This is a genomic window from Mesobacillus sp. QJM3NY_10, assembly GCF_056173465.1.
Genome location: NZ_CM149675.1, coordinates 1,014,663 through 1,030,757, shown reverse-complemented (window position 1 = coordinate 1,030,757; position 16,095 = coordinate 1,014,663). Strand labels below are relative to the sequence as shown.

At 43.7% G+C, this 16,095-nt stretch carries 16 protein-coding genes; 8 read left to right on the top strand and 8 right to left on the bottom strand.

What is annotated here, in order from left to right; all coding sequences use genetic code 11:
* The first annotated feature begins 67 nt into the window (after positions 1–67).
* The 4 genes from AC0VX7_RS05190 (at position 68) to AC0VX7_RS05175 (ending at position 4,967) form a co-directional block, all read left to right on the top strand.
* Positions 68–1,720 carry a M20/M25/M40 family metallo-hydrolase gene (locus tag AC0VX7_RS05190; protein WP_475426978.1) on the top strand — a complete coding sequence of 551 codons (1,653 nt, stop codon included), beginning with the start codon at positions 68–70 and terminating at the stop codon, positions 1,718–1,720.
* A 150-nt stretch (positions 1,721–1,870) separates the two neighbouring features.
* The gene (locus AC0VX7_RS05185) at positions 1,871–3,529 is read left to right on the top strand and encodes a glutamine--tRNA ligase/YqeY domain fusion protein (protein ID WP_475426977.1); all 1,659 of its coding nucleotides are present in this window, start codon (positions 1,871–1,873) and stop codon (positions 3,527–3,529) included.
* 500 nt (positions 3,530–4,029) lie between these two features.
* Entirely contained in the window at positions 4,030–4,527 is a 498-nt protein-coding gene (locus AC0VX7_RS05180; protein ID WP_475426976.1) for an N-acetyltransferase family protein, read from the top strand.
* 89 nt (positions 4,528–4,616) lie between these two features.
* The gene (locus AC0VX7_RS05175) at positions 4,617–4,967 is read left to right on the top strand and encodes a hypothetical protein (RefSeq protein ID WP_475426975.1); all 351 of its coding nucleotides are present in this window, start codon (positions 4,617–4,619) and stop codon (positions 4,965–4,967) included.
* Positions 4,968–5,014: 47 nt separating this feature from the next.
* Here the strand turns inward: AC0VX7_RS05175 and AC0VX7_RS05170 are convergent, their stop codons facing one another.
* Positions 5,015–7,438: an immune inhibitor A domain-containing protein gene (locus tag AC0VX7_RS05170; RefSeq protein ID WP_475426974.1), complete on the bottom strand. Its 2,424-nt coding sequence runs from the start codon at positions 7,436–7,438 to the stop codon at positions 5,015–5,017.
* Between the two features lie 184 nt (positions 7,439–7,622).
* On the opposite strand from AC0VX7_RS05170, the gene AC0VX7_RS05165 reads away from it, so the two are divergent.
* Positions 7,623–8,567 carry a Gfo/Idh/MocA family protein gene (locus AC0VX7_RS05165; RefSeq protein ID WP_475426973.1) on the top strand — a complete coding sequence of 315 codons (945 nt, stop codon included), beginning with the start codon at positions 7,623–7,625 and terminating at the stop codon, positions 8,565–8,567.
* A 108-nt stretch (positions 8,568–8,675) separates the two neighbouring features.
* Here AC0VX7_RS05165 and AC0VX7_RS05160 read toward each other — a convergent pair whose 3' ends face one another.
* Positions 8,676–9,182: an NUDIX hydrolase gene (locus AC0VX7_RS05160; RefSeq protein WP_475428085.1), complete on the bottom strand. Its 507-nt coding sequence runs from the start codon at positions 9,180–9,182 to the stop codon at positions 8,676–8,678.
* Between the two features lie 141 nt (positions 9,183–9,323).
* Between AC0VX7_RS05160 and AC0VX7_RS05155 the strand changes: the two genes are divergently transcribed.
* Positions 9,324–9,698 carry a hypothetical protein gene (locus AC0VX7_RS05155; protein ID WP_475426972.1) on the top strand — a complete coding sequence of 125 codons (375 nt, stop codon included), beginning with the start codon at positions 9,324–9,326 and terminating at the stop codon, positions 9,696–9,698.
* A gap of 378 nt (positions 9,699–10,076) precedes the next feature.
* The gene (locus tag AC0VX7_RS05150; protein ID WP_475426971.1) at positions 10,077–11,738 is read left to right on the top strand and encodes a PAS domain S-box protein; all 1,662 of its coding nucleotides are present in this window, start codon (positions 10,077–10,079) and stop codon (positions 11,736–11,738) included.
* 31 nt (positions 11,739–11,769) lie between these two features.
* Here the strand turns inward: AC0VX7_RS05150 and AC0VX7_RS05145 are convergent, their stop codons facing one another.
* Together AC0VX7_RS05145 and AC0VX7_RS05140 are read right to left on the bottom strand one after the other, a co-directional pair.
* On the bottom strand, positions 11,770–12,000 hold the full coding sequence (locus tag AC0VX7_RS05145; protein ID WP_475426970.1) for an excisionase family DNA-binding protein: 231 nt from the start codon (positions 11,998–12,000) through the stop codon (positions 11,770–11,772).
* A 6-nt stretch (positions 12,001–12,006) separates the two neighbouring features.
* Complete coding sequence (locus tag AC0VX7_RS05140; RefSeq protein WP_475426969.1) at positions 12,007–12,591, bottom strand: DUF1836 domain-containing protein; 585 nt, start codon at positions 12,589–12,591, stop codon at positions 12,007–12,009.
* Positions 12,592–12,722: 131 nt separating this feature from the next.
* On the opposite strand from AC0VX7_RS05140, the gene trhA reads away from it, so the two are divergent.
* Positions 12,723–13,370: a PAQR family membrane homeostasis protein TrhA gene (gene trhA / locus AC0VX7_RS05135; RefSeq protein ID WP_415799271.1), complete on the top strand. Its 648-nt coding sequence runs from the start codon at positions 12,723–12,725 to the stop codon at positions 13,368–13,370.
* 37 nt (positions 13,371–13,407) lie between these two features.
* On the opposite strand, the gene AC0VX7_RS05130 is transcribed toward trhA, so the two are convergent.
* The 4 genes from AC0VX7_RS05130 to thiD form a co-directional block, all read right to left on the bottom strand.
* The gene (locus tag AC0VX7_RS05130) at positions 13,408–14,022 is read right to left on the bottom strand and encodes an exonuclease domain-containing protein (protein ID WP_475426968.1); all 615 of its coding nucleotides are present in this window, start codon (positions 14,020–14,022) and stop codon (positions 13,408–13,410) included.
* A gap of 103 nt (positions 14,023–14,125) precedes the next feature.
* Positions 14,126–14,629 (bottom strand): energy coupling factor transporter S component ThiW, encoded by a 504-nt coding sequence (gene thiW / locus AC0VX7_RS05125; protein WP_475426967.1) that lies wholly within the window; start codon positions 14,627–14,629, stop codon positions 14,126–14,128.
* A 12-nt stretch (positions 14,630–14,641) separates the two neighbouring features.
* Positions 14,642–15,289: a thiamine phosphate synthase gene (gene thiE, locus AC0VX7_RS05120; RefSeq protein WP_475426966.1), complete on the bottom strand. Its 648-nt coding sequence runs from the start codon at positions 15,287–15,289 to the stop codon at positions 14,642–14,644.
* Positions 15,277–16,095 (bottom strand): bifunctional hydroxymethylpyrimidine kinase/phosphomethylpyrimidine kinase, encoded by an 819-nt coding sequence (thiD, locus tag AC0VX7_RS05115; protein WP_475426965.1) that lies wholly within the window; start codon positions 16,093–16,095, stop codon positions 15,277–15,279. The genes thiE and thiD overlap by 13 nt, the downstream gene beginning before the upstream one ends.

Genomic DNA, 16,095 nt, shown 5'->3' with positions numbered 1-16,095 from the left:
GTATTTCCCACTAATATGCGTTACGTTTGAATCAAAAACCTGAATATTCGGAAAGGGGATGCTTTAGATGCTTGATTGCAGGGATGAGGTTTTATTTTATACGAAGCAGCTTGTGAACATCGGGAGCATTGTCAACACAAATGGAGAGAACGAGATTGCCCAGGCACTTTATACGATGATTTCATCGTTTCCTTATTTTATAGAGAATCCGTCACACGTCATCAAACCGCAAACCCAGAATGATGTACTCGAACGTTACAATGTCATGGCTTTTGTAAAAGGCACAAAAGGAAACAGCAACCGTACTGTCATTTTGATGGGGCATCTTGACACAGTAGGAATTGATGATTTTACACAGCTGGCTGATTTGGCATTTGATCCGGACCAACTGCTTGTTGAGCTAAAAAAGGAAAAGCTGCCAGCCCTTGTAGATGAACATGCTCAATCAGGTGAATGGATGTTTGGCCGCGGTGTGCTTGATATGAAGAGCGGCGTCGCTTCCAACCTTTATCTCCTGAAATACTTCTCTGAACACCCAGAGGAGCTCGATGGCAATCTTGTTTTTTTAACGGAGTGTGATGAAGAGGACAGTTCGTATGGAATCCTCTCTGCAGTCAAAGACCTGAACGTTTGGAAAGAAGAGCACAACTTTGAATATGTCGCTGCAGTCAATAGCGACTTTGTCTCACCCCGGTATTCGGAAGATAAGAACCGCTATATCTATAAAGGGACTGTCGGAAAGCTTCTCCCTTCTTTTTACATTACAGGCTCTGAAACGCATGTCGGTTCCGCTTTCGAAGGTCTTGATCCAAACCTGATCGCTGCAGAATTGACGAGACAAATCGACTATAACCCTGACCTGTGCAATGAAGCGTTCGGCGAAACGACGATTCCTCCGGTTTCCCTGAAGCAGATGGACCTGAAGCCAAACTATACTGTGCAAACGGCTCTAGCTGCTTATGTTTATTACAATTTCTTCATTCACTCTTGGACGCCAAAGGATGTTTTGGAAAAGTTGAAGGAGCAAGCTCATATCGCTTTTGAAAAAGCATTGAAGCTGTACGAGGATCGTTATCAACAATATTGCAAGGTCAGCGGTGAGCCTGGTAGGAAGATGCAATGGAAACCGAGGGTAATGACTTTTGAAGAAATGGAAGCTGAACTCATAAAGGCCCATGGCACTGATTACACCGCGCACATGGTGGAATTCAAGGATGATCTCCTTCTCGATGCCAGCCTAGACCTGAGGATGTACGCAGCCAGAGTCGTTGAGGAAGCCTGGAAATGGATGCCCGACCAGAGTCCGGCAATCATTATCTTTTACTCTTCCCTCTACTCACCAAGGATTGAAGTGACTGGGGAAACCAAGGATGAACGAAATCTGATTGAAGCCCTGGACGACGCTGTCAAAACGGTACAGCCGGACTACGATGAGCCAATCGTTGTCCGCAGTTTCTTTCCTTATATATCTGACATGAGTTTTGTCGCTTTGAGTGATGATGATGAAGCTTTGGACTTCGCATCCCGGAACAATCCAAGCTGGGGAACGAAATTTTTCGTGGACTACCAGGAAATCCGCGAGCTGAATGTGCCAGTGATTAACGTTGGGCCTTACGGGTTGGACGCCCATAAACGATATGAACGAATGGAAATAGACTACTCTGTTAAAATAGTTCCGAACCTGACTTACGAAGTCATTCGGAATGTTTTAGCCAAATAATCTGCAGGTGCCTTTTTTAAGGCACCTTTTTGATATTTCACTACTTGTTTTTCCGCTTTTTTCTTATTACTATATAGTTCAGTGGAAATATATTATAGTAATCATTAAAATAAAGATAATGAGACTGATCAAAGGAAAGGCTGATTTCACTTGGAAGAAAACTCTAATTTTATAAAAACGATCATTAAGGAAGATTTGGAGAGTGGCAAGCGCGATAAAGTCGTGACTCGATTCCCTCCAGAACCAAACGGATACCTACATATCGGTCACGCAAAGTCCATCGTCATCAACTTTGACCTTGCAGATGAATTCGGCGGCAAAACCAATCTCCGCTTTGACGATACGAACCCATTGAAGGAAGATCAGGAATTCGTTGATGCTATCAAGGAAGATGTAGAATGGCTAGGCTATGAGTGGGAAGGATTGTTTTTCGCGTCTGATTATTTTGATGAAATGTATGACCGTGCTGTCCTGTTGATTAAAAAAGGACTGGCGTATGTGGATGATTTGTCAGCAAATGAGATCCGTGAATACCGTGGCACCCTTTCTGAACCTGGAAAGGAAAGCCCGTACCGCAACCGTTCTGTTGAGGAGAACCTTGAACTGTTCGAAAAGATGAAGAACGGTGAATTCGCAAATGGTGAAAAGGTACTGCGCGCGAAGATAGATATGTCATCACCTAACATCAACCTTCGTGACCCAGTCATCTATCGAATTTCCCATGCAACACACCATAACACAGGCGATAAATGGTGCATCTACCCAATGTACGCTTTTGCCCATCCGATCGAGGACGCGCTTGAAGGTGTTACCCACAGTCTGTGCACAACCGAATTCGAAGACCAGCGTCCGCTTTACGACTGGGTTGTCCGTGAGTGTGAGATGGAAGCAACACCTCAGCAAATCGAATTCGGCCGCCTGAACCTGACAAATACGGTAATGAGCAAGCGCAAACTGAAGCAGCTTGTCGAGGAAAAGTATGTCGATGGCTGGGATGACCCTCGCCTGCCGACAATTTCCGGCTTGAGAAGACGTGGCTTCACACCAGAAGCGATTCGTGAGTTTGTAAAAGCGGCTGGAGTTTCCAAAGGATACTCAACAGTTGACGCACAAATGCTTGAGCACTTTGTACGTGAAGACCTTAAGCTGAAGGCTCCTCGTACGATGGGAGTGCTTCGTCCATTAAAAATCGTCATCACGAACTATCCTGAAGGCGAAGTGGAATGGCTTGATGCAGACATCAATCCTGAGAATCCGGAAATGGGCACGCGTAAAATCCCATTCTCACGTGAGATTTATGTTGAGCAGGACGACTTCATGGAAAATCCGCCAGTGAAGTACTTCCGCCTCTTCCCTGGCAATGAAGTCCGTTTGAAGCACGCTTACTTCATTAAATGTAATGACGTAGTTAAGGATGAAAATGGCGAAGTGGTTGAGCTTCACTGCACCTATGATGTAGAAACAAAGAGCGGATCTGGCTTCACTGGCCGCAAGGTAAAAGGAACTCTTCACTGGGTAGACGCAACACATGCGCTACCAGCAGAATTCCGCCTGTATGAGCCGTTGATTCTTGATGATGAAGAAGGGAGCCAAGACGAAGCTGAGAACAAATCATTCCTGGATCAGGTAAATGAAAAATCCCTGGAAATCGTGAACGGCTACATTGAGCCAAACATGCAAGACGCCAAGCCGCAGGACAAATACCAGTTCTTCCGCCACGGCTACTTCAACGTCGATCCGAAGCATACAACAGAAGACAAGAAAGTCTTTAACCGGATCGTATCGCTGAAGAGTTCGTTTAAGCTTTAATATTTGATTTGGTGACCTCCCCGGGTGTGAGTTAGGATTCGGGGAGGTTTTTGTTTGGTGCTGAGTTCGGGTTGGGTGATGTTTTTGTGCATTCGGACAGATAAACTCCTTATGCCTGCTAACCTGTCCCAACTTCCTTCTTTTTCTTGACAACTTTTCTATGCTCTCCCTCAAACCTGTCACAATATCGGCTTTTTCTTGACAGCTTTTCCGTTCTCTCCCTCAAACCTGTCACAATAACGGCTTTTTCTTGACAGCTTTTCCGTTCTCTCCCTCAAACCTGTCACAATAACGGCTTTTTCTTGACAGCTTTTCCGTTCTCTCCGACAAACCTGTCACAATAACGGCTTTTTCTTGACAGCTTTTCCGTTCTCTCCGACAAACCTGTCACAATAACAACTGTTCCTCTCGCTGCCTAAGTCACAAATTCTCTTTTTAAAAGGATAATCTGCTGTTAATCTAGAACTTTATAAAGCAACTATTTTACAGAGGTGAGCATAATGGAAATTCGAAGATTAAATGGCGGGGATGCTGAGAGTTATCGATCCCTTCGCCATGAGGCCTTAATTAAGAATCCTGAGGCATTCAGCTCGAGTTATGAAGATGAGATGTATTATGAGGCATCGGATTACGGGCAAAGGCTAGATAGTAAATTCACATACACTTTCGGAGCATTCAACGAGGGGCAACTTGTTGGTGTTGTTACCCTTGTTCCTGAAGGGAAAGTTAAAATAAGGCACCGTGCTAATATTTTTGCCATGTACGTGACTCCTTCACAGCGCGGTCATGGCACTGGAAGGCTTTTAATGAAGAAGGCCATTCAACAGGCGGCTGAGTTAACAAATGTAGAGCAGATTTACCTAACAGTGAACGCCAGCAATGAGCCAGCCAAAAAGCTATATGCTTCTCTTGGCTTTGACACATATGGTGTGGATAAGAAAGCTATGTTAATTGATGGGACTTATCATGATGAAGGATTAATGGTGTTATTTTTATAAAAGGCCTGAATTGGCCTTTTTTTCATGTTTATTTTTTGCTAAAAAAGGAAGTAGGTAAAAGATGAGTCTTTTATGAAAGGAGATTGCTCATGTTTTTAGATGCTTATGTTAACCAGAAGGTTCAGGTTAAGCTGAAAAATTTTCCCGATAGTATGATTGGTGATATTACAGGAATCTACCAGCCAGATGAATGGTATCTTGTTAAAATTGTACATGCTGAGAATATGGGAATTTGGGTTGAGAACCCATGCTATAAACGGACTCCAATCCAGAAAGAGGATGGATCGGCCATTCCCGCTGAAGACCAGGTCGAGGAAACCTGTATCACCCACATGTTCCTGCGCTGGGATTATATCGCTTCTGTAATCACCTTCCCGGATGCAGACCCAAGAGCTGATAAAAAAGCGAAGTTAATAGGCTTCCAGCCGGATGTTGATTAGTAAAGAAAGTAAAAAACGCTGCCAAAAACGGCAGCGTCTCTTCTTTTTTACTTATGGATCAATACCTTACCCACTGTTCCGTCTGCACTTGAACCTAGAACACGGAATTTCAAGCCATATGATGTAACATTACGTCCAGCTTGAGGCAGGACTGGTGAAGTATACTTAGAACTATCATCGAATATCGGTGTCCTTTGTGTTGCATTGTCTGTCATGGCGACACCTAATAACGACTTATAATCCAAATACATATTTTCAGTCTTACCCTGGTTGAACGCTGCATCATGGACCTGGTAGCGTGAGGAACCAAGTGCGCCATCGCTCCATCTGTTAATTGTCTGATCAGCATCAACCACTCCAAGGAACCCGTCTCCCGGGTGAACTCCGGTCCAGTTATTATCGAATGCCTCATCGACGTACCATACAACAAGTCCGGAATCGTACTTCATCAGGCTTGCACCACGGCGGATGTTCTTCAAACCTTCATCCACACCATTGTGTGATCTCCACTCCAAGAGATAGTAATGTTTAGTAGAGGTTTTGCCCTCGTGCTTATTGAACCCATTCATTGCAAATGCTGTTTCACCCTCAGCACCATCGTTAACAAGCACGGCACCGTCAGCCGTTACTTTTACATTATCCACAAAGAAACCATCCATATTGGTACCCCAGTCCGTCATATAACGGAATTGGAGATGGACTTTTTGGCCAGCATATTCACTTAAGTCAACGGACTCGTGAATCCAGCCATTGCTTGAGCCTGTGTATCCAGGAAGGTTTTCCATGATTTCTGGATATCCATCAGCCACGATGTCAGAGTCAGTATTTGGTGTTGATAGTGATTTCCATGAAGCCCCATTATCAGTGGAAACCTGAACCATCGCATAATCCCAATTATCTTCAATTTGATACCATGCATCATACTCCAGCGTAGCTTTTGAAGTATTCGTTAAGTCCACTTCAGTTACCATCTTGTGATCAATTTCATCACCGTTGCCGCCAAAATATTCCCATGCCCCTGCAGCCGGCTTGTTGATGACCCTTTCCTTATTCGGCAGGTCAACTTTTACTGCATCGTTATTTGTGCCTTTTGAGTTTGCCTGGTCAAGCAATACTTCAGTGCCTTTATTCGTCACTTCATCCGTATGAACAGTTGTTCCAGTCAGCCAGTTGCTTCCAGGCATTGAGGCTTGCAGGAATTCTCTGGCATATGGACTGAATCCAGTCGGTTCTGTTCCTGGAACCTTTCCTGCCCAGCTTCCCGCTGACATGATTGACCAGTATGCAACAGGCTCACCTGCAGAGCTGCTGTAAATGGTGTCATATTCATCTGGAAGCCCAAGGTCATGACCGTATTCGTGAGCGAATACACCTGCAGCGCCATCAGCTGGTTCGATTGTGTAATCGTAAGCGTACATAGTACCTTGTTTCCAATAATCGACTTCTGGAGTTGGTGAATCTGCAATTGGATAAATGCCACCAAGATTCCAGCGGTGAGACCAGATTGCGTCACCCTCTAATTGTCCCCCGCCTGCTTCTTCACCTACTGAAGAGTGGACAACCATCAGGTGGTCAATTAAACCATCTGGCTCGCGATAATTGCCATCGCCATCCAAATCATATCGGTCCTCCTGGTCATAATCCAATAGATTAACAGTAGGATCTTGAGCAGCTGCCAATAATGCTTCCCTTACTAAAGCTCGAGGATTTGAATCGTTATCCGAGGCATTATTGCCGCCATAGTATGCAGCAGGATTCTTTGCTTTGTACCATCCAGCTACCTGGCCCCCGATGGAGTAACTTCCGCCGGATTGCTGTTCATAGTATTGCTTTACAGAAATTAAATTCTCTCCATTAGGACCGGTATAACCGTTGTCCCCGAAAATCATATCTGTATAGTGTTCTTTTAAGTATTCATCATAAAACATATCCGTTTCGCCAGGCTGGATATTTGTTGCAGGGAAATCTGGATATTCGATTAATAGTACAAGGACATTATCCTTTCGCTTGCCACCATCCCACATTTCTTCCTTTACCGGGGCAACGCTTGTCCCCTTTGTGTGTCCGACCTTGTTTCCCTTACCGTTAACCAGGCCGGTTGTGTTCAGCTTTTCCTTCAGGGTACTGTCTAATTCCTGCTCATGACCATGAAGCTCACCATGCTCTTTAGAAGCACCTGATGCTCTTTTCTGCAAATACTCTTGCAACCCCTTCTCTGCCTCGGCAGGTGTTGCATTCTTAGCGATCTTTCCTTCTTTCTTCAGCATTTCTATTAATCTCTCATCGTTCGCGATGCCTAAATCTATTGGTGCTCCACTCTGGGACTGAATACTTGCTTTTTCAACTGCATTAACTGTTGCTGGTCCTGTTGATGCAAACGATAGAGTGCTTGCAAGCATTGCAGTCATCGTGATGCTCGATAGGACCTTAAGGCCTAATTTCTTTTTCAAATCCTTACCCCTTCCTGTCATTTAGTCTATTACACTATAATTTTAATTACCTAAATTATTTATTACAATATTCCAAAATATCTAAATATTTAAATATCTATAGTCCTAAAGACCTTATTTTAAACTACCGAATTTTTATTCAAACTAATTTTTACAATAATTTGTATAATGAAAAGATAGAACTATTAAACTTGGAGGGTTTCCTATGATAAAAGTTGGAGTGATTGGCCTGGGTGCGATTGGCCAGCGTTTGATAAGAGGTTTTATAGAACACTCAGAGATGGAAATTGCAGCGGTGTGTGACACTATGGAAGCTAGAGTGAATGAAACGGCAGCCGGACTTGGTGGTATCCCGGCTTATGTGAATCATAAAGAAATGCTCGACAATACTAATTTAGATCTTGTATATGTCGCTGTTCCCCCTAAGTTTCACCATGCCGTGGCATCTGATGTACTTGAAAAAGGTGTACATATTTTATGTGAAAAACCGCTGGCAAACTCGGTAGAGGAAGCTGAAAGCCTATTGAAACAAGCTGAAGATGCAGGTGTCGTCCATGCGATGAATTTTCCGCTGAACTATAGTGCCGGCAGCAAGACTTTTGAAAAATTAATCAAGGAAAACTATGTTGGCAAGTTGCGAAGAGTTCAGTTAAAAATGCACTTCCCTGAATGGCCGCGCCCTTGGCAGCAGAATGCTTGGGTTGCGAGCAAGGAACAGGGTGGCTATGTGCTGGAGGTTGGGGTCCATTTCATCCAGCAGCTGCAGAAGATCTTCGGAGCGGTAGAGGTGAAGGACGTCCAGGTTCAATTTCCAGAGGACCCGCACGCTAGTGAAAATGCGATTCTAGCTATTCTTGAGCTATCGGATGGTACTCCTGTACTGATTGATGGCATGAGCCAAATTGCTGGCAAGGAAGAAATTGCATTCACTGCCTATGGAGATAAAGGTACGTTATCACTCTTGAACTGGGGACAGCTTGAAGGGGGAAAGATTGGCGAGAAGATTGGTTCTTTGGAAGCCGATGAGAGCCTGACAGATTCATTGGTTGATAATCTCGTAAAAGCGATTAAAGGTGAAGAAGCAACGATCATTGATTTCGCCGCCGGTTATGAGGCACAGGTTATTTTGGAACATCTACGGAAAGGTTGAGAGCGCGGGTTATGCGCTCTCTTTTTTTAGGCTGATTTCCAGATATTCCTACATTAGATACAGTCAGCAACCATACCTCACTTTATACCTTAATTAAATTCTCAAAATTCACCCTTTATGAAGGTTTTCCACCCATCCATCGTCCCACTGAAAATCAGTCGTTTCTCCATCTATTTCGGCAAAAATGCTTTCTGGATAAGGAAGTGCCAATTCTGGCATGCTTTCACTGCTGAAATAACGGAGTTCTGCCGTTTCGCTGTCGATTGGGTGATGTTCACCGCCGACTGGTCTGCAGTCAAAAACGAACACAATATACTCCACCTTGTGGCCGTTTGGATATTCGTAACGGAACTCTTTCCCGCCGTATACACCGAGTAATCTTTTCGGAACAACATGGAGCCCGGTTTCTTCCCATACTTCGCGGACAACTGCTTCTGCCGGGGCTTTGCCTAATTCGATTGCTCCCGCTGGCAAACTCCACTTCTCTCCATTGCCTTTGTTCTGGAATAAAATCTCTCCGGCTTCATTCCTGATTATTCCTGCCACGCTGGGTATAAAAATCAGGTCACTTCCCACTTTATTTCGAAGATCCTGATAGTAATTCGACATTCCCATTAAACTCTCACCACCCTGTATATCCATTCGCTGTTTCTCCAGTTTTTTCCTCTTTTAGGCTAATGCCCTTCACTCTCCGCGTTCACCTACATATTTTATAGAGAATTTTATTCTCAGGCTAAAACTAAGGAGTGTGCCCGTATGTATCCGAATCACTATGCTTACAGTCCGCATCAATATGACCCTTATACTCATTATGATTTCAACTATTACACGCAACAGCAGGAATCACATGATCACGCAAGGCAGCCAGCTCTTGAACGGAGGGTCAATCAGCTTGAACGGCAATTCCAGGTTCAAAAAACAGAGCTGGATAGACAGAATAAAGAGATTGGCCGACAAAACAGGGAGATTGCACGGCTTAACAGGGAAATTGGACGTCTTAATAATGAGGTTACCCGCTTAAATCAAAACGACGAACGACACACGCGCCGTTTAAATCGATTGAACCAGAGACTCCGGACAGTTGAAAACCGTTTGAATATTCCATTCCAGGCCTCTGATGGAGATTTTTAATAAGAAAGCGCAAGCGCCTTGTTCAGCCCCGACAAGCGCTGCCCGCCTAAAAACGCCACGTCCTGTGGCTGGCGGGTCTAGCACATCGTGTGCCTCGGAAGGCCGACCAGCGAAGTCGTTCTTTGACTTCATTGGGCGGACCGAAGCGACTCGAGGGGCTAGGCGCTGGAGCTAGACAATTCTCGTAGTAAAAATTTACACTTTCTTATCTGGGAAGAAAACAGGACCGAATCTAATTCGGTCCTTTGTATATTTTTCCAAATAGTAGAGAAGATAAATTAAAAATAATCTTAATTTTAATTGAATGAATTGTGCTACTATAGAAAAGTAACACTTATTTAAATTGCGTAAGCTAATGCTTACTTTAGGAGTCAAGAGATGAAAAAAAAGCAATATGTCCTGATCTTTTTCATACTGAGCATTGCCTGGATTTTCGGAACAAATTACCTGCTGAATTTATACGCTCCTTCAGACTTTGTTGCCATTATCGAACATACTAAGGAAGTCCTTTATGTTTTGTTGGCAGGATGGTTTTTCTATTTTTTCATCTCGAAGATGGAAGAATTGAGTGCGTCAAAAGAAGAAGAAGAGCGACTGTCCACACTGATCAATTCAATGGTCGATTTCGTCAACTTCAAGGATGGAGAAGGCCGGTGGATACAAGCCAATGATTTTGGTTTAAAACTGTTTGATATTGAAAACGTTGACTATAGAGGAAAGAAAGACTCGGAGCTTGCGGAATACAGCAATTATTTCGGCGATGCATTAAGATATTGCGAAATATCCGATGAAGAAGCATGGAAGGCAGGCGGAATCATCCGTGTCGAGGAAGTGCTTCCACAGCCGGACGGAACAACCAAGACGTTTGATACGATTAAAGTTCCGCTTTTCAATGATGATGGAAGCCGGCAAGGTCTTGTCATAATGGGCCGGGATATTACTGAACGAAAATACGTTGAAACTCTCCTTGAAGAGAGCAGGCAGCAATACCGGTCATTATTTGAGTATAGTCCTGATATTGTTTCGATGCTCGACTTGAATGGGACGATCACAAATCTTAATCCACAGTTTGAAAGAATCACTGGTTATAGCAGGGACGAGTATATCGGAAAAAACCTGGCAGATTTAATTCCGGATTCCCACAGGCAGATTGTTTTAGATAAGGTTGCCAATGTGGTGGAAAATCACTGCCCACAAATGTTTGAACTGGAATTACTGCAAAAAAATGGTAAGCCGCTCATTTTTCAGAGCACTTCCCTGCCGATTATTGTGAATGATAAAATCGCGGGAATAATCTGCAACTCCAGGGACGTTACGGAACTTCGCCAAACTGAAGAGCGTTTGCGAAGAACGGACAAGCTGTCTGTAGTCGGTGAGCTATCAGCGAGCGTAGCCCATGAAATCCGCAATCCTCTTACTTCTTTAAAGGGACTTGTCCAGCTATTGCAGATGGAGGATGAGAAGCATCAGCTATACTACCAGATCATGATTGATGAACTGAACAGGATCAACCATATCGTCAGCGAATTGCTATTATTGGCCAAGCCGCAGCAAATTAAATACTCAGAAGCAGATTTACAGGTTATTTTACATGATGTCATCTCACTTTTAAAATCAGAAGCGAGCCTGCATAATATCCAAATCGAGTTTCAGGTACAAAGCGAGCCTATCATGATTGAATGCGAGCCGAATCAACTGAAACAGTTGTTCATCAACATTTTAAAGAATGCAATTGAAGCATCTTCAGCGGGTGATGTCGTCAACATCACACTCGAGAGCTTTGATAACAATGTTACAGTTGTGGTTAAGGACCAGGGTGTTGGGATATCCAAAGAGCTGCTCGAAAGAATTGGTGAACCTTTTTATTCTTCCAAAGAAAAAGGTACCGGACTCGGAATGACCGTCAGCTTCAAAATTGTTCAATCTCATAATGGCACAATCAAGTTTAGAAGCGAGCCTGATAAAGGCACAGACGTAATCGTTCAATTGCCAATCAAGCACGGTGATAAAGTAAGAGGAATCGAAACAACAGCAAGATAAAACGCGAAAGGATGAGTCCTTTCGCGTTTTTTTAATCCTCATCTTTAATATCAATATCCTCAGGCACCGGTTCATTCATGATTTCTTCAACAAGTTTTTTATATTTCTCCATCTGTTTCATATGCATGTTGAATTGATCTTTGTATATCAAATAATGGTCGCCATCATGAATGGCCCTTATTTTTCGCTGAAAAATCATCTTTTCTACTTTCGATTCCGGGATCGATAAATATTCTGCTGTTTCTTTTACTGTCAAATACACCCTGGTTCAGTCCTTTTTCTTATTTTCAGCCGCAAGCCTGTCAACCAGCTTTTCTGCTGTCCTTCTGTAAAAATTACTTATATTAATGAGTGAAGCAATCAATAATACCGATTCGAGTTCCTCTGGCTCATCTGCTTCCAGCCTTTTCACTTCCTGTTTAACATCTTGCTCCGTTTTCAGGACATCCTCGCTGAAGATTTCAACATTTTTCTCATAAAGCTTTAAATAACTTTGATAAAAGTGGCCTAGTGGAATATCCCCCGACTCCGTCCTCTGGTTAATTCCCTCAAGTGTCTGTTTGATATCCTGGATCGATAAACCACCTTTTAGCTGATAGATCAAACTGATCAGGATCAGGTGCTCCTTCGAATACTTTTTATTTTTTATAGGGAAGAACAACTTCCCCTTTGCGTAATTGTTGATCATTGTTTTCGTCAGGACTTTTTCATCCTCATTCCGTGTCGAGCTTCCAAAATTCTTTTCGAATAGCTGGATCACCTGGTCCATGTACAGGTCGATTTCCGGGATGTCTTCCAGTGCGATATTATTTTCAAGTTTAAGCTCAGCCAGCAGCTGTTCTAAATTATTCAATAGTAATCCCTCATGTTTTTATTTTATTATAATGCAAAAAAACACAATCGTAAACATTGACTATGTACCGTTATGCGGATATTATTATAAGTAGTTATCAATACTATATAAAGTGATATGGAGGTTAAAAAATGAACAGCTACATCCGCGAACCAATTAATGGCCTGACTCATCTTGCCGGTGCTTTACTATCCTTTGCAGGCCTGCTAGCGCTCGTCATCAAAGCTTCGCTTACCACAGGCTCAGCGCTGGCTATTACTTCTGTCACGATTTTTGGCATCAGCATGATCCTTCTTTATACGGCATCTGCGACCTATCATATGGTCATCAGCAAAGATAGCGTGATCGCCTTTCTTAGAAAAATTGACCATTCCATGATTTTCGTATTGATTGCCGGAACCTATACACCGTTTTGCCTGATCAGCCTTAATGGAGTCACAGGCTGGACCTTGTTCGGCATCATTACATTCGCTGCTTTGTGCGGAATCCTCTTTAAGATGATTTGGTTCAGGAGTCCAAGATGGCTGTCTACCTCTATCTATATTGTTATGGGCTGGATGGTTATTTTCGTCGTCTCTCCCCTCTCATCTGTCTTAAATCCTGCCGGTATCTTCTGGCTGGTTGCCGGAGGCATCATGTACACAATAGGCGGCGTCATTTATGCGTTGAAACCTGATTTCCTTCGCTCCAAGCATCTCGGTTTCCATGAGATTTTCCATATTTTCATCATGCTTGGGAGCACTGCCCATTTCCTGAGTGTTTACTTGTATGTTCTATAAAATTAGAAAAGGTGCCTGCAAAATCAGGCACCTTCTTCTAATAAAACATTCTTCTTCTTTGTTTTTGGGCAGGCTGGTACTTTCGCATCGGACCGTAATCCAATACTTCCTTCAAATAATAATCACCATGTGGGTTTTGCTGCTTAAGCAGTTCCGCCAAATATGTAATATCATCCATCGCCCTATGCGTCTGGAATTTCGAGATGTTATGCGCCTGCAATAAAGTCAGCAGTTTGCTGTTCGGGAAGCCGTGGTTCTTCCATTGAACATTCTTCATCGTGCAATACCATTTCATCTCGTTGACTTCTGGATACATCCTGAATAAAAAGCTTCTGTCGAATGAGGCATTATGGGCAAAAATCGCATCGGTACGATTGAAATAATCCATGATTTTTTCATCGTAAAATGTCTTTCCACGAACCATGTCATAAGAAATCCCATGAATCCGGTATGCTCTGTCATAATTTCTCTGCGCGGTTGTCGACAGCGGCTCTCTTAAGTAAGAATCTTCATCAAGAATATCAATTATTTCTCCTGATTCCTCGTGAAAGGAAAATAGCTTAACAGCCAGTTCTATTATTTCATCTGAATCTGGACCAAGTCCAGTTGTCTCTACGTCCACTACCAATCCAAGCTTGTTCTCTTTGTTCAAAAATGTCACCCTTTTCAGCTGGAATATATGATTCTATTTATAATCATATAGCAGGAATTCACCCATTTCCAGCTAAAGACATACGGAAGAAACTATTTCCAAATTAAAGCTTGCTGGTCATCTCAATACTTCCACCAGCATTCTTCAGAAAAATTTTCAAAAGAACAAAACCTAATGTCGCCCCAGCAAGTGAGCTCGCAAGGAACGCAGGAATGAATCCAAATAAAGCTGCCTCCTGGCCAAGAAAAAGTACCGCGATTGGATAGCTGGCAATTGCACCGATGATTCCAGTGCCAACAACCTCCCCGGTAAAAGCGAAACCTATTTTCTTCGTTTTTTTATATAAATAAGCAGCCAGGAGCGCACCAATCATGCTCCCCGGAAAGGCAAAGACTGAACCAGTTCCCATCAAATTCCTCAGCAATGAAATGCCCATGGCCTGGGCTACCGCGTAATATGGTCCAAGCAGCACGGCGGACAATATATTGATGAAATGCTGCACAGGAAACACCTTCACAATACCAAGCGGGATAAACAGCATATGGCTGGTCATTGTACCGATGGCTACCATCATAGCAGTAAGTGTAAGCTTTTGTGTGTTTCTCATTTTACCCTCCATTTAGTGAAAAATTTTCCCTCTAAGTTTGGCTGCTGCTTCCCTGACGTCATCTGCATGGCTGATCGCAGTAATCACTGAAACTCCATCGGCTCCGGCTTCCATCACGAGCGAAGCATTCTCAGCGGTAATTCCTCCGATACCGACAATCGGAATCTCAAAATCTTTTAACTCCTCGATAAGTGCCGTTCCCTGAACCGCTCTTGTATCCTTCTTTGTTTCTGTTGGAAAAATCGGGCCAACGCCAAAATAATCCGCACTTGCAAGCTTTGCCTTTTCTGCCTCTTTTACACAATGCACCGATACTCCCAGAATCTTTTCACCGATTTTTTTACGAACCTCCTGTGCATCCTCATCCTCCTGGCCAATATGGACGCCGTCCGCATCAAGCTCAAGGGCCATTTCGATATCGTCGTTCACAATGAACGGTATGCCGTTATCCTTGCAGATTCTTTGCAGCTCCTTTCCCAACGCCAGCTTTTCCGTCCCTTCAAGGCAGTTACTCCCTTTTTCACGATACTGAAAAAGAGTGATGCCCCCGCGGATTGCTTCTTCTAGTACTTTTCCAGGTCCCTTCAGACAATTTGGGCTGCCTGCGATAAAATACACCTTGAGCAGAGCTCTCATTTTCCCTGTGCTTATCCTTGCCATGTCATAACCCTTCCTTTCTCCCTGTTAAAAGCCCAATGGTTTGTTGGGCCGTGGCCTTGACCAATATTCAGAGGGGTGGCGATGGCAGCATGGATGAACTCCTTAGCTACAGATACCGCGTCATATACAGTCGATCCTTTCGCAAGCTGTGCAGTGATGGCGGCGGAAAAAGTACAGCCAGTTCCGTGAGTGTTCTTCGTTTCAATTCTCGGAACAGAGAAGAACACAAAGTCTGCACCATTAAAAAGGAGATCAACAGACTCATTTGCATCCTCATCATGACCGCCTTTTATGACGACGTTTTTTGCTCCAAGGGCATGGATGCGCCTGGCCGCTTCCTTCTTGTCATCGAGACTGTGAATAGTCATCCCGGTCAGCACCTCTGCCTCGGGAATATTAGGTGTAACCACGAGGCAAAGCGGCAGCAAATGCACTTTCAAGGCAGAAACAGCTTCCTGGTGAAGCAATGATGCCCCTCCTTTCGCAATCATGACAGGATCGACAACAACATTCTCCCAGGAGAAATGCTTTATTTTCTCAGCAACGGTCTCAATGATTTCAGCGTTAAAAAGCATTCCTGTTTTCAATGCATCTACGCCTATATCTTCTCCGACAGATTGAATTTGCCGGGCGACTGCTTCTGCCTCCATCGGAAAGACTCCCTGGACCCCAAGCGTATTTTGCGCTGTTACAGCGGTCAGCGCAGACATCCCAAAAACGTTCATCTCCTGGAATGTTTTTAAATCTGCCTGGATGCCAGCACCGCCGCCGCTGTCCGAGCCCGCAATGGTTAAAACTTTTTCCAT